The organism is Agathobaculum butyriciproducens, from assembly GCA_003096535.1.
GTDB lineage: Bacteria > Bacillota > Clostridia > Oscillospirales > Butyricicoccaceae > Agathobaculum > Agathobaculum butyriciproducens.
Genome location: QEKJ01000001.1, coordinates 348410 through 367838, shown reverse-complemented (window position 1 = coordinate 367838; position 19429 = coordinate 348410). Strand labels below are relative to the sequence as shown.

Genomic DNA, 19429 nt, shown 5'->3' with positions numbered 1-19429 from the left:
CGGAGTCCCCCTTAGAACAAGGCTTGTCAGCCGCCGAAGTGCGGCAATCTGCTGAGGACAGAGCGCACCGCATGCCACTGCAGATTTATATGAAAACCGCACTCCGGAAGCAATATAAAAGGCAATCCCGCACAATTAAAGCTGCGGCGCTTTACGGAAATTTTGCGTCCTGATGTTGTTGTGATTTTTTGCAATACACTCGTATTGCTGCAAAACCACGCCTAATCAGTACGCAAAATTTACTCGTAAATCGCTCTTGTTTAATTATGCGGATTGCCTAATTCAGAAGGAGTATCAGTAAGCCATGAGAAATTATGCAACGCAGATGGATGCCGCAAAGCGCGGTATCGTCACGCCGGAGATCGAAACGGTCGCCAAAAAGGAAAACCGTCCGGTCGAGTTCATCATGGAACGAGTCGCAAAGGGTACGATTGCGATTCCGGCGAACATCAATCACAAAAGCCTGTCCGCAGAGGCGGTCGGCGACGGCACCCGCGTAAAGATCAATGTCAATCTCGGCATTTCGGGTGACTGCAAGGACTACGAGATGGAGCTGCGCAAGGTGCGCATGGCCGTTGACATGGGCGCGGAGTCCATCATGGATCTATCCAACTACGGCAAGACCAACACCTTCCGCAAGCAGCTGATCGACATGTCGCCGGCGATGATCGGCACCGTGCCGATGTACGACGCGATCGGGTATCTGGAAAAGGACCTGCTCGAGATCACAGCGCAGGATTTCCTCAAGGTCGTTGAGGCGCACGCCAGGGAGGGCGTGGACTTCATGACCATTCATGCGGGTATCAACCGCCGTGCGGTTGAAGCCTTTATGCGAGAGGGACGCAAAATGAATATCGTCTCCCGCGGCGGCTCGCTGCTGTTCGCATGGATGAAGATGACCGGCAATGAGAATCCGTTCTTTGAGTATTACGACGAGGTGCTGGACATTCTGCGCCGCTACGACGTTACCATTTCGCTGGGTGACGCACTGCGCCCGGGCTGCATTGATGATGCGTCCGACGCGGGTCAGATCAGCGAGCTGATCGAACTGGGCAATCTTGCACAGCGTGCGTGGGCGAAGGATGTGCAGGTTATGATCGAAGGCCCCGGCCATATGGCGATGAACGAGATTGCGGCCAATATGCAGATGGAAAAGCGCCTTTGCCATGGAGCGCCTTTCTATGTCCTCGGGCCGCTCGTTACCGACATTGCACCGGGTTACGACCATATCACCTCGGCCATCGGCGGCGCCATCGCCGCACAGGCCGGCGCGAACTTCCTGTGCTACGTTACACCGGCGGAGCACCTGCGTCTGCCGGATGAAAATGATGTCCGCGAGGGCATCGTCGCCAGCAAAATTGCAGCCCACGCCGCCGATATCGCACTCGGTCTGCCCGGTGCGCGTGACCGCGATAACGCAATGGCAGACGCGCGTCATAAGCTGGACTGGTCCGCGCAGTTCGCGCTGGCACTCGACCCGGAAAAGGCAGAGCGGTTCTATAATCAGGTTCCGCCGACCGAGCGTCATACCTGCTCGATGTGCGGTAAAATGTGCGCCGTGCGCACCACAAATATGATCCTTGAGGGCAAAGAAGTCAAATTCTGCTCGGAAAAGGGCGCATGCTGATGCTTCGGAATACAAAAGAGCGGTCGGGAGACCGCTCTTTTTTGAAGCTGTCGAAAAACTAACGTTTTTCGAGCCGCCTCTCGATAAAAACCACGCTTTCGGTCGAATTCTGAAGAAAAATCGCGCCTTGCAGGCAGGATTCTGTTTGCTTCGCAAGTGTTCGATCTCGATTTGGCAATCAAACAAACAAAACCGGCACATAAGGAGAAAAAACTCTGTATGTGCCGGTTTTCGCTTGCAGCTAAGAAAAATACTGATGTCTCAGCTCCAGATTGTACGCAAGCAGCGTCCGTAGCCGCTTTTTGCCGCGGGAGCAGTGCCGCGATACCGCCGATGGACTGATCCCGAGCCGTTCGGCGCACTGCTTGCAGGATAATCCCTCCACCTCGATCATCCACAGCACCTCGTACTGCCGCGGTGTCAGCTGCTCGCGCATGGCCCGGAAGAAGGCCGTGCGGAATGCCTGCCGGAAGCCGCGGTCGTCCTCCGCGAGCAGACCGAGATACTGCCGGTAGGCCAGCCGTGTCGCTGTGTGCTCAGACAGCGCGACAGTCCGCATGCGCGTCACCTTCTTCACTGTGGTCGTGGTAGTGCTCCATCAGGAATACGGTCTGGCGGCTTTCGTTGATCAGCGTCTGCAGGAATTTTGCGCGCTGCTTGAGCCGGTAGCGCACCTCCGGCTGACGCGCACGCTTCTGCGCCGCCTGAAGCTGCTTGATACGCAGCTCCAGCAGAGCGACATTTACACGGTATTCCTGCGCCATCTCACATAATTTCATGGCGGCCCCTCCTTACGATATACGAACAAATGTTCGATTCTTTATGTCCTTTATAATACAACATAAAGTATGAGTTGTCAATGAAAAACTATATTTTGTGTTATATTCCTCGAATCTGCATCATACACTGTGGTAGAGAGGGAAGGAGGAGATACCATGCACAGACTGCTGCTGACCGGTGTCGGACTGGTGCTGGTGCTGTATTTGCTGCCGGTATTTTACCCATCGGAAACGGACAAGACGGAGCCGCAGGCACCCGCAGAAAGCGTCACAGCGGCAGCAACAGATGGCTTAACCATCACGGTTCTGGTGAACGGCAAGGCGCAGGAAATGCCGCTGGAGACCTATGTGGAAGGCGTGACGGCGGCAGAGATTGCGGACGATTTTCCGGTTGAAGCCATCCGCGCACAGGCGGTCGCAGCGCGGACGTACGCGGTGTATAAGCAGTCGAGAGGACGGCCGGCAGAGCATCCGGATGCGGATGTCTGCGACGATTACAGCCATTGTGCGGCATATCAGCCGGACGCGGTCAAGACGTTCAGCACCGGCTATTCGCGGATACGCAAGGCCGTCAAGGACACGGCAGGGCAGATCCTGACCTGCGACGGTGCACCGATTGCGGCTGTGTTCCACTGCGTCAGCGGTCCGAAGACCGAGTCTGCCGCCGATGTCTGGGGCGAGGATATTCCGTATCTGCAAAGCGTGGCCAGTCCGGGCGGCACGCAGTACGCCGGATACGAGAGCGAGGTGACGCTAACGGCGGATGCGTTCCGCGAAAAGGTCGCGCAGACTCTGCCAAAAGCGGATGTGAGCGGTACGCCCGACCGCTGGTTTGCGTCCTCGGTGCGCTCGGCGGCTGGCGGTGTGAAAACCGTCAAGCTCGGCGGCGTGACCGTCGAGGGGACCGCAGTACGGGCGCTGTTCGGCCTGCAGTCCACGAATTTCACCATCACAACCACCGAGGACAGTATTACGTTTCACACCATCGGATACGGACACGGTGTTGGTCTGTCGCAGTACGGTGCGAAATATATGGCGGAGCAGGGATATGATTATACCGAGATACTTGCGCATTACTACCCGAATACAGAGTTGAGATTGGAGAGTGGAGAGTGAAGAGAATGGAAAATGGGAAGATTGCGAACTATGTTCGCATATAAAATGGAGCGCGTAGCGCGACAAAAAAGTCAGGACATGTGCCTGACTTTTTTAACAAACAGAGAAATCCCCCGAAAACCGGGAAGTTTTCGGGGGATTTCTCTGCAATAGCCCTTACAGGCTTGCCTGGCAAGGGCGTTTCTCGATAGAAAGGACGGTTGCGTCCTTTCTATCGAAGGCGAAGCCTTAGAATGCGAAATTCGTTTTTACGCGCCAGATATTCTGTGCATACTCAGCAATCGAGCGGTCCGCTGCGAAGCGGCCGGAGTTTGCAATGTTGATCAGCGCCATGCGGTTCCACTGATCCTGATTGCGGTAAACTTCGCTTACGCGCTCCTGAGCGGCTGCGTAGGATGCGAAGTCCTTGAGGCTCATATAGCGGTCAGCCGGGCCGCCGTTGCCGCCGTGCAGCAGCAGGTTGGCAATATCGGTGTAGTCCACGCCGTCACCGAAGCCGTGGATCATCTGATCGAGCACGCGGCGGATCACCGGATCGTTCTGGTAGATGACCATCGGCTCATAGCTGCCGGAAGCGGCCAGTGCCTCAGCCTCGGGCGTCTCCATACCGAAGATGAAGATGTTCTCCTTGCCGACTGCCTCGCAGATCTCGACGTTTGCGCCGTCCATCGTGCCGATGGTCAGAGCACCGTTCATCATGAACTTCATGTTGCCGGTACCGGATGCTTCCTTGCCGGCGATGGAGATCTGCTCGGAAACCTCGGCGGCCGGCATGATAATCTCAGCCAGAGATACCTTGTAGTCCTCGAGGAATACGACCTTCAGCTTGTCGCGTACTGCCGGATCGTTGTCGATCATCTTGGAGATGGAGTTGATCAGCTGGATGGTCTTTTTCGCTACTGCGTAGCCCGGTGCGGCCTTGGAGCCGAAGATAAAGGTGCGCGGAACGAAATCCATATCCGGATTGTCCTTCAGCTTGTGGTACAGGCTGATGATGTGCAGAATGTTCAGCATCTGGCGCTTGTACTCGTGCAGACGCTTAACCTGTACGTCAAAGATGGAGTCCATGTTGACTTCGATGCCGTTGTGCGCCTTGATATAATCTGCCAGACGCTGCTTGTTGTGGCGCTTGATCTCGCCCAGCTTGTCGAGCAGCTCCTTGTCGTCCGCATAGTTGTTCAGAACCTGCAGCTCGGACGGATGGGTGCGGTAGCCGGTGCCGATCTTGCTCTCGATCAGCTCAGCCAGCTCCGGGTTGGCCTCACACAGCCAGCGGCGGTGTGCAATGCCGTTGGTGACGTTGCAGAACTTGGAGGAGTAGATCTTGTAGAAATCGGTGAATACGCGCTCCTTGAGGATCTCGGAGTGCAGCGCGGATACGCCGTTGATGGAGAACGAGCCTGCGATAGCCAGATGCGCCATGCGGACGGTATCGTCGGCAACGATAGCCAGCTTGGAGATCTTCTGGAAGTCGTTCGGGAAGTAGTTCCACAGCTCCTTGCAGAAGCGCTCGTTGATTTCGTAGATGATCTGCATAACACGCGGCATCAGCTCCTGAACGAGCGATACCGGCCAGCACTCGAGGGCCTCAGGCATAACGGTGTGGTTGGTGTAAGCAACAGACTGGCTGGTGATGTTCCAGGCCTGCTCCCAGCTCATGTCATTCTCGTCCATCAGGATGCGCATCAGCTCCGGAATAACCAGGGTCGGGTGCGTATCGTTGATATGCAAGACGTGCTTGTGCGCGAAGTTTTCGAGTGTGCCGTACTTGGCCTTGTGCTTTGCACAGATGTCCTGCAGGGTTGCGGAAACCAGGAAATACTGCTGCTTGAGACGCAGGGACTGACCCTCGCGGTGGTTATCCTCCGGATAGAGGACCATGGAGATGGTCTCTGCCAGTGCGTGCTTCTCCAGTGCCTTCAGATACTCACCGGAGGAGAACAGCTTCATGTCCAGTGCGATCGGGCTCTGTGCCTTCCACAGGCGCAGACGCGCGATGTTGTTGGTGCCGTAGCCGGAGATCGGCATATCATACGGAACTGCCAGAACCGGCGTGTAATCGTGGTAGTTGACGACCAGCTTGCCGTTATCGTCGAAGTAGGTGTCAACCGTGCCGCCGATCTTGACCTCGCGGGTCTCATCCATTGCCGGAATCTGCCAAACCTCGCCGGTAGACAGCCAGGAATCCGGCAGCTCGACCTGCTGGCCTTCTACGATCTTCTGCTTGAAAATGCCGTGCTCGTAGCGGATGGAGTAGCCGGTGCCGCGTACGCCGTCGGTCGCCATGCCGTCCATGTAGCAGGCAGCCAGACGACCAAGACCGCCGTTGCCCAGACCGGGATCAGCTTCCTCCTCGAAGATGTCCGCCATCTCGAAGCCCATGTCCTTCAGGGCTGCGGTCAGAGCGTCCAGCATACCGAGGTTGTAGGCGTTGTTGCGCAGGCTGCGGCCGACAAGAAATTCCATGCACAGGTAATGCACCTGACGCTCTCCGTCGCGCTCTACCTCATTCTGGGTTTCGATCATGTGCTCGGTCAGTGCATCGCGCACTACGAGGGCACAAGCCTCGTATACCTGATCCTTGGTAGCGTCCTCTACCTCGCAGGCAAAATGTCGCTGCAGTTTACCTGCAATGGCTTCTTTCAAAGCGGTCTTTGTGTACTGGGTCTTTGGCATGGTCTTTCTTATCTCCTCACATAGTTGTTTGGAGGCACTGCCGAGCGATACGTCTGCGGTGCTTTGCGGAAATTTTGCGCTTTGGCGTCGTTGCGATCCCTTGCAATACACAAAGTATTGCTGCGGAACCGCGCCTAGCCAAATCGCAAACTTTACTCGCAAATCACTCTTGCCGTATCACTCGTCAGCACCTCTAAGGATGCCGTAGATTTCAATGGGATGAAAATTACGGAATCACCGGTTACCGTCACCGTATTCCCTCAAATCGGGTGACGGGTCGGGCTGACAGGTCGGTTACTGACCCATCGCGGTCTTGTAAACCTCGATATATTTATCGGCAGAGCTGCCCCAGCTGAAGTCGCTCTGCATACCCTGCATAATCAGCTTGCTCCACGCAGGCTTGTTAAAGCGGAATACGCCGCAGGCCTCGCGGATAACGTGCAGCATGTCGTGCGCGTTGTAGCTTGCAAAGGTGAAGCCGTTGCCCGTGCCGGCATAATCGACAAAGGCGTGAACGGTGTCCTTGAGGCCGCCGGTCTCGCGGACGATCGGAATGGTGCCGTAGCGCAGTGCGATCATCTGTGCCAGGCCGCACGGCTCAAACTTGGACGGCATCAGGAACATATCGGCGCCTGCGTAAATGCGGTTTGCCAGATCGCCGGAGAACATGATGGACGCGGAAACCTTATCCGGCCAGCGGCGCTTTGCCTCGATGAACATCTGCTCATAGCGGTAGTCACCGGTGCCGAGCACGATCAGGCGAACATCATCCGCCAGAATATCCGGCAGGACTGCTTCCACAAGGTCGAGTCCCTTCTGGTCAACAAAGCGGGTAACGATGCCGATAACAGGCGTGTTTGCATCGCCCTCAAGGCCGCAGAGCTTCAAAAGCTCGGTCTTGTTGACCAGCTTATCCTGCGGGTTGTTTGGGCCGTAGTTCTTGAAGATCTTGCTGTCAGTTTCCGGATTGAACGCATCCATATTGATGCCGTTCAGGATGCCGTGCAGCTTGTAGCTGTTCATGCGTAGCACGGAATCCAGACGGTAGCCGTAGTATTCGGTCTGAATTTCGTTGGCATAGGTCGGTGAAACCGTGGTGACAGCCGTGGAAGCTACGATAGCAGCCTTCATCAGGTTGACGTCGCCGTCCATTGCCATAAAGCCGGAGCGGAAGTGTGCATCGTCAATGCCGAGCACATACTCCAGAATCTCACGACCGTAGCGGCCCTGGTACTGGATGTTGTGGATAGTGAACACGGTCTTGATGTTCTCGTAGAACGGACGGGAAGCGAACATCAGGTTGTAGTAAACCGGAACGAGGGCGGTCTGCCAGTCGTTGCAGTTGATCACATCCGGCTTCCACTCCAGATCGGGCAGTACCTCGAGTACCGCCTTGGAGTAGTACGCGAAGCGCTCTGCGTCGTCGTACTCGCCGTAGATCTGGCCGCGTGCGAAGTAATACTCATTATCGATGAAATAATAGGTAACGCCGTCTGCCTCATAGCGGAAGATACCGCAGTACTGGTTGCGCCAGCCCAGACGGACGTAAGCGTTTTTGATGTAATAGAACTTTTCGCGCATACTCTGGTCGATCGCAGAATACAGCGGGCAGAATACACGCACGTCATGTCCCTTGGCAGCGAGTGCCTGCGGGAGCGAACCTGCTACATCGCCCAATCCGCCGGTTTTGATGAACGGAGCGCATTCGCTGGTAACATACATGATTTTCATAAAGCCGAGCCTCCCCAACAGAGAGTGCGGAAACAGCGCTGACCGTTTCCGCACCCGTTGTAATTTTATTATACTCGTTTCTGTCTGAATGTAATATAGCAATATTTCACGAACATTTGCGCTGCGGAAAATGCGTTTTTGCTGTGATAGCAACTTCTAAACAGAAGTTTATGCGGATTTAACAGAAAAGGATCAAACGGTTGCGTTTTTTGCGATGGTGATCGGATAATTTTCGTGTCCCATCATCGTGCGGCCATCACGGATAATAACATTGCGGTCGGTGATGACATGACGGAGCGAAGCCTCGGTCATAATGCGCCCGCCTTCCATGATGATGCAGTTATTGACCTCGGCGCCCTTTTCAATCACAACGTCGCGGAACAGGACGGAGTTCTTTACCTTGCCCTCGATGCGGCAGCCGTCGGCGATGAGGCAGTCCTCTACGTCGGCTTCATCGCCGTAATAGGTCGGAGCCTCGTCCTTGATGCGGGTCAGGATCGGACGGGTGCGCTTGAATACCTCGTTGCGGACATCCTTGTCGAGCATGTCCATGTTGGAGCGGTAGTAGTCGAAGGTGTCCTCGATCTTGACGGCGTACTCGTTGAACAGGTAGCCGGCTACCGTGCCGTCCATCAGGGCACGGGTGAGGAACTCGCGCTCAAAGTGGATGCAGTTATGGGTTACGCAGTCGGACAGCATGTGGATAAGGTACTGGCGGCTCATGACGTAAATGCCGAGTGCCGCATGCTTGCACTTGCCTTCGTTGCAGTCTCCAACGCGGATGTCAACGGCTTCCTTCTTGCGGTTCAGCTCCACATAGGTGGTGAACGGGGAATTCTTCTGCTTCTTGGTGCATACCATGGTCAGGTCTGCGCCGGACTTAATATGGCGGTCGATCACGTCGTCGAGCGGTACATTGGCAACAATGTCGCCGTCCGCTACGACTACATAGTCTGCACGGTTCTTCTGCAGGAAGTCAACTGCACCGGCCAGTGCGTCAATCTTGCCGCGGTACTCGCCGGTTACCAGCGGAGACGCCTTCTTGGAGTAGGAGTACGGCGGCAGCAAGGTTACGCCGCTGTTCTTGCGGGAAAGATCCCAGTCCTTGGCATTGCCGATGTGGTCGATCAGGGACTGGTACTTGTCCTTCATCAGTACACCCACGCGGTAAATGCCGCTGTTTACCATATTGGAAAGCATAAAATCGATAATGCGATACCGGCCGCCCCACTGTACCGCACCGACCGTGCGGTGCTCGGTGATCTCGCGGAGATCGTTGTCGGTATCAAATGCAATGATCATGCCTAAAACGCTGTTCATGTTTGTGCCGCCCCCTTACTTTACGTCCGGCAGATCCTCGTCTGCCATTTCCTTAGCGGCCAGCTTTGCGCCGCTGCCGATGCGAACGCCTTCGGCTACTACCGCAACGCCCCAGTTGTCTGCGTCGCTGTCGGACGGGCTGCCGCCGACTTCCGCGCCCTTGGCGATAACGGCCTTTTCGGCTACGATGGAGTAGCGCACGGTCGCGCCTTCCTCAACCACAGCACCCGGCATCAGGATGGAATATTCCACCTTGGCACCCTTGCCGATCTTAACATCCGAGAACAGGACGGACTCGGAAACGTCGCCGTAGATCTCACAGCCCTCGGAGAGCAGGGTATGGGTAACCTTAGCCTGCTTGGAGGTGAAATGCGGAGGCGAACCGGTGGTGCGGCCGTAGATCTTCCAGCTGTCATCGGAAAGCTGCAGGCCGGAGTTCGGAGAGAGCAGATCCATGTTTGCTTCCCACAGGCTCTCGATGGTGCCTACGTCCTTCCAGTAGCCCTTGAAGCGGTAGGAAACCAGCTTTTCACCGTTATTCAGCATCGCCGGAATGATGTCCTTGCCGAAGTCGTTGGAGGACTGCTCGTTGGCCTCGTCATTGATGAGGTATTCCTTCAGCTTTTTCCAGGTGAAAATGTAGATGCCCATGGAAGCCAGCGTGGATTTCGGCTCCTTCGGCTTCTCCTCGAATTCGTAGATGGTGCCGTCCGGCTTGCAGTTCATGATGCCGAAACGGGAAGCCTCGGAAAGCGGAACGTCCAGCACCGCGATGGTCGCGTCAGCGCCGGTCTCCTTGTGCTGCTGGAGCATCTTGTTGTAGTCCATCTTGTAGATGTGGTCGCCCGAGAGAATGAGGACGTACTCGGGATCGTAATCCTCCAGGAACTGAATGTTCTGGTAGATGGCGTTTGCGGTGCCCTTGTACCACTCGGTCTTTTTGCTCTCGTACGGCGGCAGAACATAGACGCCGCCGCGCAGGCGGTCGAGGTCCCACGTCTGGCCGGAACCGATGTAAGCGTTGAGCACATGCGGCTCGTACTGGGTCAGCACGCCGACAGTATCAATGCCGGAGTTGACGCAGTTGGAAAGCGGAAAGTCGATAATACGGTACTTACCGCCGAACGGTACGGCAGGCTTAGCGACCTTTTTGGTCAGCACATACAAACGGCTGCCGCGGCCGCCTGCGAGCAGCATGGCTACGCATTCTTTTTTCCGATACATGTAAATTCTCCTTTTTCACAGTTTGCATCGCTGCGATCTATACGCCGTCTGGCGTATCCCCTCTGTGTATCTCTTTCTGCAGGTTTTCACCTGTTATTTAGAACCGCCGGTTGCGGTTACTGCCTTGTCTGTCGGTACGGAAACCGCTTTTTCGGTGGCTTTCGCAACTGCCTTGGTTCCGGTGCGTGCCACCGCCTTTTCAGTGGTCTTTGCAACGGATTTGGAGCCGGTCTTGGCTACGGCCTTCTCGGTTGTGCGGGCAACGGCCTTGGAGCCGGTCTTGGCTACGGCCTTCTCGGTTGTGCGGGCAACGGCCTTGGAGCCGGTCTTGGCTACGGCCTTCTCGGTTGTGCGGGCAACTGCCTTGGTCGAGCGGGTGCGCTTTACCGGTTTCTTGGCAGCCGCGGCTTTTGCGGCCTCGATCTCTGCCTTGGTGCGGCGCTTGGCTCTTGCCTTGCCCTTGAAGAACAACACGCCGAAGCGCGGAATCTTCAGAACAATGGACTGTTCCTGACCGTGCATGGGCTTGTTTTCGGTCTTGAGCTTGCCGTTTGCCATGCCGCTGCCGCCGAACTCGGTCTTGTCCGAGGTGAATATCTCTTCATAAGTGCCGGTGATCGGAACGCCGATGCGGTATTCCTGCTGCTCCTCCGGAGAGAAGTTGACAACGACCACGATATCCGAGCCGTCCTTCGCCACACGGCGGAAGGCGATGATGTTGTTGCGGTTGTCCTCATGGCTGATCCACTCAAAGCCGCGCCAGTCGGTATCCTGCTCCCACAGCTGCGGAGTAGCAAGGTAGAAGTGATTGAGCGCCTTGACGTACGCCTGCATCTGGCGGTGCGCCGGATAATCCAGCAGCATCCAGTCCAGTCCGCGCTGGTACGCCCATTCGGAGAATTGTGCAAACTCGCCACCCATGAACAGCATCTTCTTGCCCGGGTGTGCGGCCATGTAGCCGTACAGCGCGCGCAGACCGCCGAACTGATTCTCGTACGGAGGCGGCATCTTGCTGATGAGCGAGCACTTGCCGTGCACGACCTCATCGTGCGAGAGCGGCAGGATGTAGTTTTCGGAAAAGGCGTACATGAACGAGAAGGTGATCTTGTCGTGCATGTCCTTGCGGAAGAACGGGTCCGCCGAACAGTAGCACAGCATGTCGTTCATCCAGCCCATGTTCCACTTGAAGTTGAAGCCCAGACCGCCGTCGTAACCCGGCTTGGTCACCATCGGCCATGCGGTGGACTCCTCGGCGATCATCATAACGTCCGGATGATCGGTCAGGATGTACTCGTTGAGCAGCCGCAGGAAGTCAACGGCCTCCAGATTTTCGCGTCCGCCGTGAACGTTCGGCCGCCATTCGCCCTGACGGTTGTAATCCAGATACAGCATGGAAGCGACCGCGTCCACGCGCAGGCCGTCCATGTGGAATTTCTCGATCCAGAACATCGCGGAGGAGAACAGCAGGTTTCTCGTGGAGACCTTGCCGTAGTCGAATACGCGCGTGCCCCATTCCTTGTGCTCCATCTTGAGTGGATCGGCGTATTCGTACAGGTGCGAGCCGTCAAACTCGACCAGTCCGCAGCCGTCCTTCGGGAAGTGCGCCGGAACCCAGTCCATGATAACGCCCAGACCGGCCTGATGCGCCTTGTCGATCAGGTACATCAGATCCTTCGGCGTGCCGTAGCGGCTGGTGGCGGCAAAATAGCCGATTACCTGATAGCCCCATGAGCCGTCGAACGGATACTCGGTCAGCGGCATGAACTCGATGTGGGTGTAGCCCATTTCCTTGACATACGGCACAAGCTCGTCCGCCAGCTGGCGGTAGGAGTAGAAGTTGCCGTCCTCGTGCATCTTCCACGAGCCGAGGTGGCATTCGTAGATGTTGACCGGATTGGAATACGGCAGGTGCTTTTTGCGCCAGTCCAGCCACGAGGCGTCGCCCCATTCGTAGCCGTCGATGTCATACGCCTTGGTGGCGTTGCCCGGACGGGTCTCGAAATGGAAGCCGTACGGGTCGGACTTGTCAAACACATCGCCGGACTTGGCCCATACACTATACTTGTATGCGGCATATTCCGGAATATTCGGAATAAATTTCTCCCAGATACCCTGTTCATCGCGCGTCATATAATCGGCGTCGCGATTCCAGTCGTTGAACTCACCCATGACGGAAACTTTTTCAGCCTCCGGTGCATAAACACGGAACAGATAACCCTGTTCACCATCCTGCACGAAAGGGTGGGCTCCCATGTAATCGAACGCGCGACAATCCCGGCCGGAATAGAAAAGCTCGCTTCGCTTTTCCGCGGCGGGTGCTGCGGATTTTTTCTTCATACAGCATCTCTCCCTTTACAGCCGCCAAATGAAGGAAAATACGAATATTTTCCAACAGTTTGTGTACTTCGACAGAATTTTGGCGGAATACCCTCACTTTAGTTAGATATAGTATACATCACATAAATAGAAAAGTCCAGCAATTTAGCACAATTACTGGACTTTCTTTACAGAAATTTTGTTTGCTTTCCACATCATTTGAGTGGGAATGACAAAATAACGTACAATTCGATATAAATTTGTTTAGAAAATGTGGCGGCGGATGAGATCAAGCGCCGTAGAAGCGGCCTGCATGCGCACACGGTCGCGGCCGAGCGAGGACTGCATTTTGCGGGTAAAGAACTTGCCGTCGTACCAAACGCTGATATAGACCAGACCGGTCGGCTTGTCCTCGGTGCCGCCGCCCGGGCCGGCAATGCCGGTGATGCCGACGCCGATGTCCGAGCCAAGCGCATTTGCAACGCCGACAGCCATCTGCTCTGCGGTTTCGGGAGATACCGCGCCGACCGTATCGAGGGTCTCCTTCTTCACGCCGAGCACCTTCTCCTTGACGCTGTTGCTGTACGAGCATACACCGCCGAGGTAGTAATCGGATGCGCCCGGGATGTCGGTCAGGCGCTTGGACAGCAGACCGCCGGTGCAGCTTTCGGCTACTGCGAGGGTCAGCTTGCGCTCGCGCAGGCCGTCGCCGACTACCTGCTCGAGAGAGTCAACATCTACGCCGTAAACGTCGTCGCCGAGCAGCTTCAGGATTTCGTCAACGACCGGATCGAGCATCTTCTCGCATTCTGCTGGGGTGTCCGCCTTGGCGGTAACGCGCGCGAAGCACTCCGAGGTGCGGGCATACGGCGCAATAGTCGGATTTGCGCTTTTTTCCATCATGTCGTGCAGGATATTCTCCATGTTGCTTTCGCCGAGGCCGAATACGCGGATGTTGCGGGATACGATGCAGCCGCCTGCCAGCTTGTACAGATACGGCATTGCACATTCCTTCCACATCGGGTTGCACTCGCGCGGAGGGCCGGGCAGCATGAGAACGTGCTTGCCGTCGGCCTCAAATGCACAGCCGGGTGCCGTGCCCCACAGGTTGGTGAATACGGTGCAGCCCTCCGGCAGCCATGCCTGCTTTTCGTTGTTCTTGGTCATTTCGCGGCCGATGGTCTTGAAAAAGTCGGTCAGACGGTCCATGGACGGCTGATGCAGTACCATCTTTTTGCCGAAAACGGTCGCCAGCGTCTCCTTGGTCAGATCGTCAAGGGTTGGGCCAAGGCCGCCGGTGGTGATGATGATGTCAGCACGGTCCTTTGCCTCGCGGACTACGCGCTCGAGACGCGCCGGATTGTCACCGACAACGGTCTGGTAGAATACATTGATGCCCAGCTCGGACAGACCCTGCGAGATCAGCTGTGCATCGGTGTTTACGATGTCGCCCAGCAGGATCTCTGTGCCGACTGCGATAAGTTCTGCGTTCAATGAAAGTTCCTCCTTAAATCAAGGGAATTGCTATTTTAATTAGTAATTACTCATTCCTAATTATTACGGAAGGTGGATAATCTCCACACCCTTAACCGCCTCGTCCACGAGTGCTTCAACGTCGAGGTGGCTCTCTGCCTCGAGGATCTTCGGCATCTTCGGCTTGGTATTCGGGTGCTTCGGGGTGAATACGGTGCAGCAGTCCTCGTAGGGAAGGATAGAGGTCTCGAAGGTGTCGATCTTACGGGCGATCGTGACAATTTCCTCCTTATCCATGCCGATGCAGGGACGGAACACCGGCAGGTCGCACACCGCGCCGGTAACGGCCATGGCGGGCATGGTCTGGCTGGCAACCTGACCGAGCGACTCACCGGTGATGAGCGCACCGCAGCCGTACTCAACAGCTACGCGCTCGGCAATGCGCATCATAAAGCGGCGCATGATGAGTGTGAACAGCTCCTCGTGGCACTTGTCGCGGATTTCCTCCTGAATGTGGGTGAACGGCACGACCATAACGCTCATGCGGCCGCACCATGCGGTCAGCTTGCGACCCAGTTCAAGCACCTTCTCCTTGGCGCGCTCGGAGGTGTACGGATAGCTGAAAAAGTGGATGCCGCACAGCTCCAGACCGCGCTTGGCCATCATCCAGCCGGCAACAGGGGAGTCGATGCCGCCGGAGAGCAGCAGCGCTGCACGGCCGTTCGAGCCGATGGGCATACCGCCCGCACCCGGAACCGGACCAGCGTGAACGAAGGCGTACTTCTCGCGCATCTCAACGTGTACGGTCAGGTCGGGATGGTGCATGTCCGGACGAACATCAGGAAACAGATCAGCAAGCTCGCCGCCGACGTGCTGGCTGATTTCGGTGGAGGTCATCGGGAATTTCTTGTCGCCGCGCTTGGACTCGACCTTAAAGGTCTTAGCTGCCGCAAAATTGGGTGCCAGATAGTCCTTTGCGGTCGCAATGACACTCTCGAGCGTCTTTTCCGGGCAGACCGCTGCACGGGAGATGGTCGCAAAGCCGAACACACGGCTTGCGCACTCCATAACCGCATCTGCGTCTGCATCGTCCGGAATCTCCACATAAACGACCGACTGGCGCATGGTGATCTCGCAGTCTGCAACGTGCGCCATGCGGCGCTTGAGGTTTTTCAGCAGACGATCCTCAAAGGTTTTGCGGTTGAGTCCCTTGAGGACGATCTCACCGCACTTGAGCAGTAATACTTCTTTCATTTATTGTCTCCTTGATGGTAAATTTATTTGTTTGCGCTGATGATTTCCTTTTCTTCGGCGGTCATCAGGCTGTCGCGGTCGGCGCTGTCCGAGCCGAACTCCAAGCGGGTCTTGACGTAATCATCATCCGGCAGGTTGAACACCTGTGCCAGATAGTTTAAGTAAACGTCCGCCATGATTTCCAGCTTGCCGTAATCGGTTTCCCACGGTACGAGCGACTGCGTGCCGACGCTGACCGTGCCGTCCTCCCGGCGGTCAATCTTGACCGGCAGACTGCATTCCTCTGCACGCTTTTCGGCAGTGTCCGGCAGGCTGTCGTAAAGGCCCTCCATCCAGAAGCGGCATTTGCCGTCATATACGGCGAGCTTCTGCTCCGAGCCGTCCGGTTTGGTGATGGTTTTGTATTCCATATAGATTAAACTCCTTGTTTTTCCTGTACTTCAATCTGTCCGCGTGCCGCCGAAACGACCACGCAGTATCTTTCTCCGTCTTTGAAGGCGCGGAAACCGTACCAGCCGAGCGGCTCCTTTTCCTCCGGCATGGTGCAGCCGATAATCTCCGTATCATTGTTTATCACCTGCGCGAACCGGGCCGCGTCCCAGTCAACGGACTGAAAACGGTACAGGTCAGTGTAACCGGCCTGCTCGACCAGATTGCGTGCCTGCGACACCGTGATCGGATGCACGATCAGTAGAAACGCGCCGAGTGTGAGCAGCATCCAGAGCATCATGAACGTCGCAGTCCACGGTTCCGCGCCGTTATCTCCTTTGCGCAGGAAGAAAATGATGTAAACCACGCCGTATACCACGCAGAACCAGCACAGAACGTTATACGGGTCCTCGATGGTGGCGAACAGAACGCTGCCGAAAAGGATGCAGTACAGCAACTGCAACACTCGAACGCGCACTGCGGTATGCGGACGCTCCTCCGGCTCCAGCGTGCCGGAATAGCCGGCAGCATGCGCGATCCAGACGGCGCAGAACAGCCCGGCATAGCCCGGACTTTTCAGCAGCACACCGCCATACACAACAAAATGCAGCAGGAAAATCAGTGCGGTGCAGCCGCAGCAGATGAGGGTGTTGAAAACATACGATTTCTTCATACTCGCACCTCCGTCCGTTGTTTCTAACGGTTAACGTCTGAACATTTTTGCGCCTTTTTTAACGGCATTGATGAATGCGTCTACATCTTCCTTTGTGTTGAACGGTGCAAACGAAACGCGCAGCGCGCTGTCCGTGCGCGCCTTCGGCAGACCGAGTGCCTTGAGCACACCGCTCTGCTTGCCCTTGGAGCAGGCTGAGCCGCTGGAAATGTAAACCTCGTCCCCCTCGAGTACATGCAGCATGACCTCGCTCTTGCAGCCGGGCATGGAAAGATTGACAACATGCGGGATATCGCCTTCGCCGTTAATTACAGCATCCGGCAGCTCGGCGGCCACCTGCTGCTTGAGGTAGTCGGCCAGCTCCTGCACATGGGCGTAATCCTCGTCAAAGTGCGCCATACGGATCTCGCACGCCTTGGCGAACGCGGCGATATTCGGCACGGCCTCGGTGCCCGGGCGCATCCCGCGCTCCTGACCGCCGCCGAACGTCAGCGGAGGCAGGCGCAGGCCCTTTTTCACATACAGCGCACCGATGCCCTTGGGTGCGCCGATTTTGTGGCCGGAAACGCTCATCAGGTCACAGTTCCATTTTTTCGGCGTCAGGCGTACACGGCAAAGACCCTGTACGGCATCAATATGGAACAGCGCCTTGGGTGCCTTGGCCTTGAGCAGCTTTCCGAGCTGTTCGACCGGCTGTACCGTGCCGATCTCGTTGTTGACCAGCTGGCAGGAGAGAAGAATGGTGTCCTCGGTCAGTGCTTCGCTCAGCACCTCGGGCGTGATGTGACCGGTTGCGTCCGGTGCAAGGAAAACTACGTCGAAGCCGTCCGCAGCAAGCTGCTTTGCGGTGTTGACGGTTGCCGCGTGCTCAATCTCGGTCGTGATGATGCGGCCCTTTTTATGTCGGTTGAGGTGAGCGGCACCGCGCAGGCTGATGTTGGTGCTCTCCGTGCCGCAGGCGGTGAAATATACTTCCTCGGGCAGACAGCCGAGCGCAGACGCGACCGTCCTGCGGCTGTCCTCGAGCAGATGCGAGGCCTCCAGACCCATGCGGTGCAGGCTGGACGGATTGCCGAACTCCTCGCACATCGCGTGAACGGCCGCTTCGGCTGCTTCGGGCAGCACGCGGGTCGTCGCCGCGTTATCAAGATAATGCATAGAAAAACGAACTCCTTCATCGGGACAGACCGCCGTGCGGCCATACTTCCCACTATTATAAAATATTTTACAACGGCGGGCCGTCTTTTACAAGACAAAAACGTGCAAAACGGCATTGAAAAGTAGAGAAGGGTATGCTATAATTTCAAGGGTATGATCCATACATATATAAAGTATATCGCGTGACAAGAGCACGTTGCAGATAGAAAGGGAGGAAATCCTATGCCAGGTAAGGTAATTCTCGGCGCTCAGTGGGGCGACGAAGGCAAGGGTAAGTTTATTGATATTTTCGCAGGCAAGGCGGATCTGGTTGTCCGCAGCCAGGGCGGCAACAATGCCGGTCACACCGTTGTAGCCGGCGGTGAGAAGTACAAGCTGCAGCTGATTCCGTCCGGCATCCTGTATCCGGAGTGCGTCAACGTCATCGGCCCGGGTGTTGTTGTCAATCCGAAGGCTGTCCTCGGCGAGATCGACGGTCTGCACGAGAAGGGCGTTTCCACCGACAAGCTGTTCATCGACGCACGCTGCCACTGCATCATGCCGTGGCACCTTGAGCTGGATGCGCTCAGCGAGGCGGAGAAGGCCAAGGAAGGCACCGCAATCGGCACCACCAAGAAGGGCATTGGCCCGACCTATATGGACAAGTCCGAGCGCAGCGGCATCCGCATGCACGATTTTGTAGACGCAGAGCGTTTCGAGGAGGTTATCCGCGAGACCTGTGCCCGTAAGAACCGCGTGATTACCGGCGTTTACGGCGGCGAGCCGATCGACGCGGACGCTGTTATCGCAGAGTACAAGGTTTACGCAGACCGTCTGCGTCCGATGGTGCGCGACACCACCGTTATGACCTATGACGCCATCAAGTCCGGCAAGGAAGTGCTGTTCGAGGGTGCGCAGGGCACACTGCTCGACCTCGACATGGGCACCTATCCGTATGTTACCTCGTCTCATCCGGTAGCAGGCGGCTGCTGCATCGGTTCCGGTGTCGGCCCGACTGCCATCAACGAGATCATGGGTATCTTTAAGTCCTACACTACCCGTGTAGGCGAGGGTCCGTTCCCGACCGAGCTGTTCGACGAGACCGGCGACTACATCCGCAATGCAGGCGGCGAGTTCGGTACCGTTACCGGCCGTCCGCGCCGTACCGGCTGGTTCGACGCAGTCGTTGCACGCTATGCGGTTCGTGTAAACGGTCTGACCGACGTTGTTATCAACAAGATCGACCCGCTGCGCGGTCTGCCGAAGCTCAAGGTCTGCGTTGCATACAAGCTGAAGAACGGCGAGACCGTTACCGAGTTCCCGGCAAACTTCATGGATCTGGTAGACTGTGAGCCGGTTTACGAGGAGTTCGACGGCTTTGATGAGGATATCACCAACTGCCGTTCCTTTGAGGAACTGCCGGCAACCGTGCAGTCCTACATCAAGGAGCTGGAGCGCATCATCGAGTGCCCGATTACCATGCTTGGCGTAGGTCCTGCTCGTGATCAGGTTATGACCATCAAATAATTCGTCCGAAACCACGCTTTCGGACGAGAGGGACGTACCGAGCCAATGGCTCGGATACGTCCTATACGGGATTTTGCGCGTCCGCCTTGGCGGGCACACAAAATCCCTTTTTTCTTGTAAAAAAACGCAGGCGCTATCCTTGCGCGG

General features: G+C 56.4%; 15 protein-coding genes. 3 read left to right on the top strand and 12 right to left on the bottom strand.

What is annotated here, in order from left to right:
• Nucleotides 1-304: 304 nt before the first annotated feature.
• Complete coding sequence (gene thiC, locus C7386_RS01675) at nt 305-1627, top strand: phosphomethylpyrimidine synthase ThiC (RefSeq protein ID WP_116704712.1); 1323 nt, start codon at nt 305-307, stop codon at nt 1625-1627.
• Nucleotides 1628-1868: 241 nt separating this feature from the next.
• Here the strand turns inward: thiC and C7386_RS01670 are convergent, their stop codons facing one another.
• Nucleotides 1869-2186: an RNA polymerase sigma factor gene (locus tag C7386_RS01670; protein WP_110435333.1), complete on the bottom strand. Its 318-nt coding sequence runs from the start codon at nt 2184-2186 to the stop codon at nt 1869-1871.
• Nucleotides 2164-2406, bottom strand: coding sequence for a hypothetical protein (locus tag C7386_RS01665; protein ID WP_116704711.1), 243 nt, complete (start codon nt 2404-2406; stop codon nt 2164-2166). Before C7386_RS01665 ends, C7386_RS01670 begins: the two co-directional genes overlap by 23 nt.
• Nucleotides 2407-2562: 156 nt before the next feature.
• On the opposite strand from C7386_RS01665, the gene spoIID reads away from it, so the two are divergent.
• Entirely contained in the window at nt 2563-3522 is a 960-nt protein-coding gene (gene spoIID / locus C7386_RS01660; RefSeq protein WP_116704710.1) for a stage II sporulation protein D, read from the top strand.
• 228 nt (nt 3523-3750) lie between these two features.
• Here the strand turns inward: spoIID and C7386_RS01655 are convergent, their stop codons facing one another.
• The 10 genes from C7386_RS01655 to C7386_RS01610 form a co-directional block, all read right to left on the bottom strand.
• The gene (locus C7386_RS01655) at nt 3751-6198 is read right to left on the bottom strand and encodes a glycogen/starch/alpha-glucan phosphorylase (RefSeq protein ID WP_110435330.1); all 2448 of its coding nucleotides are present in this window, start codon (nt 6196-6198) and stop codon (nt 3751-3753) included.
• A gap of 294 nt (nt 6199-6492) precedes the next feature.
• Nucleotides 6493-7929, bottom strand: coding sequence for a glycogen synthase GlgA (gene glgA / locus C7386_RS01650; protein ID WP_110435329.1), 1437 nt, complete (start codon nt 7927-7929; stop codon nt 6493-6495).
• Between the two features lie 192 nt (nt 7930-8121).
• Complete coding sequence (gene glgD / locus C7386_RS01645; RefSeq protein ID WP_116704709.1) at nt 8122-9249, bottom strand: glucose-1-phosphate adenylyltransferase subunit GlgD; 1128 nt, start codon at nt 9247-9249, stop codon at nt 8122-8124.
• Nucleotides 9250-9264: 15 nt separating this feature from the next.
• Nucleotides 9265-10473, bottom strand: a complete 1209-nt coding sequence (locus C7386_RS01640; RefSeq protein ID WP_110435327.1) for a glucose-1-phosphate adenylyltransferase — start codon at nt 10471-10473, stop codon at nt 9265-9267.
• A gap of 93 nt (nt 10474-10566) precedes the next feature.
• Nucleotides 10567-12810, bottom strand: a complete 2244-nt coding sequence (gene glgB, locus C7386_RS01635; protein ID WP_110435326.1) for a 1,4-alpha-glucan branching protein GlgB — start codon at nt 12808-12810, stop codon at nt 10567-10569.
• A gap of 243 nt (nt 12811-13053) precedes the next feature.
• On the bottom strand, nt 13054-14283 hold the full coding sequence (locus tag C7386_RS01630; RefSeq protein ID WP_110435325.1) for a competence/damage-inducible protein A: 1230 nt from the start codon (nt 14281-14283) through the stop codon (nt 13054-13056).
• A gap of 63 nt (nt 14284-14346) precedes the next feature.
• The gene (gene thiI / locus C7386_RS01625) at nt 14347-15516 is read right to left on the bottom strand and encodes a tRNA uracil 4-sulfurtransferase ThiI (protein ID WP_110435324.1); all 1170 of its coding nucleotides are present in this window, start codon (nt 15514-15516) and stop codon (nt 14347-14349) included.
• 23 nt (nt 15517-15539) lie between these two features.
• On the bottom strand, nt 15540-15926 hold the full coding sequence (locus tag C7386_RS01620; protein WP_110435323.1) for a hypothetical protein: 387 nt from the start codon (nt 15924-15926) through the stop codon (nt 15540-15542).
• A 5-nt stretch (nt 15927-15931) separates the two neighbouring features.
• Nucleotides 15932-16618 carry a hypothetical protein gene (locus C7386_RS01615; RefSeq protein ID WP_110435322.1) on the bottom strand — a complete coding sequence of 229 codons (687 nt, stop codon included), beginning with the start codon at nt 16616-16618 and terminating at the stop codon, nt 15932-15934.
• A gap of 30 nt (nt 16619-16648) precedes the next feature.
• On the bottom strand, nt 16649-17776 hold the full coding sequence (locus C7386_RS01610) for a cysteine desulfurase family protein (protein WP_110435321.1): 1128 nt from the start codon (nt 17774-17776) through the stop codon (nt 16649-16651).
• Nucleotides 17777-17998: 222 nt separating this feature from the next.
• On the opposite strand from C7386_RS01610, the gene C7386_RS01605 reads away from it, so the two are divergent.
• A complete protein-coding gene (locus C7386_RS01605; RefSeq protein WP_110435320.1) occupies nt 17999-19282 on the top strand; it encodes an adenylosuccinate synthase in 1284 nt (427 codons plus the stop codon).
• Nucleotides 19283-19429 lie beyond the last annotated feature (147 nt).

Excerpts from the sequence above, each read along its gene's own strand:
- C7386_RS01655 (WP_110435330.1), bottom strand. The coding sequence starts at position 6,198 with ATGCCAAAGACCCAGTACACAAAGACCGCTTTGAAAGAAGCCATTGCA.
- thiC (WP_116704712.1), top strand. The coding sequence starts at position 305 with ATGAGAAATTATGCAACGCAGATGGATGCCGCAAAGCGCGGTATCGTC.
- glgB (WP_110435326.1), bottom strand. The coding sequence starts at position 12,810 with ATGAAGAAAAAATCCGCAGCACCCGCCGCGGAAAAGCGAAGCGAGCTT.
- C7386_RS01610 (WP_110435321.1), bottom strand. The coding sequence starts at position 17,776 with ATGCATTATCTTGATAACGCGGCGACGACCCGCGTGCTGCCCGAAGCA.
- spoIID (WP_116704710.1), top strand. The coding sequence starts at position 2,563 with ATGCACAGACTGCTGCTGACCGGTGTCGGACTGGTGCTGGTGCTGTAT.
- C7386_RS01615 (WP_110435322.1), bottom strand. The coding sequence starts at position 16,618 with ATGAAGAAATCGTATGTTTTCAACACCCTCATCTGCTGCGGCTGCACC.
- glgD (WP_116704709.1), bottom strand. The coding sequence starts at position 9,249 with ATGAACAGCGTTTTAGGCATGATCATTGCATTTGATACCGACAACGAT.
- thiI (WP_110435324.1), bottom strand. The coding sequence starts at position 15,516 with ATGAAAGAAGTATTACTGCTCAAGTGCGGTGAGATCGTCCTCAAGGGA.
- C7386_RS01665 (WP_116704711.1), bottom strand. The coding sequence starts at position 2,406 with ATGAAATTATGTGAGATGGCGCAGGAATACCGTGTAAATGTCGCTCTG.
- C7386_RS01670 (WP_110435333.1), bottom strand. The coding sequence starts at position 2,186 with ATGCGGACTGTCGCGCTGTCTGAGCACACAGCGACACGGCTGGCCTAC.
- C7386_RS01620 (WP_110435323.1), bottom strand. The coding sequence starts at position 15,926 with ATGGAATACAAAACCATCACCAAACCGGACGGCTCGGAGCAGAAGCTC.
- C7386_RS01605 (WP_110435320.1), top strand. The coding sequence starts at position 17,999 with ATGCCAGGTAAGGTAATTCTCGGCGCTCAGTGGGGCGACGAAGGCAAG.
- C7386_RS01640 (WP_110435327.1), bottom strand. The coding sequence starts at position 10,473 with ATGTATCGGAAAAAAGAATGCGTAGCCATGCTGCTCGCAGGCGGCCGC.
- glgA (WP_110435329.1), bottom strand. The coding sequence starts at position 7,929 with ATGAAAATCATGTATGTTACCAGCGAATGCGCTCCGTTCATCAAAACC.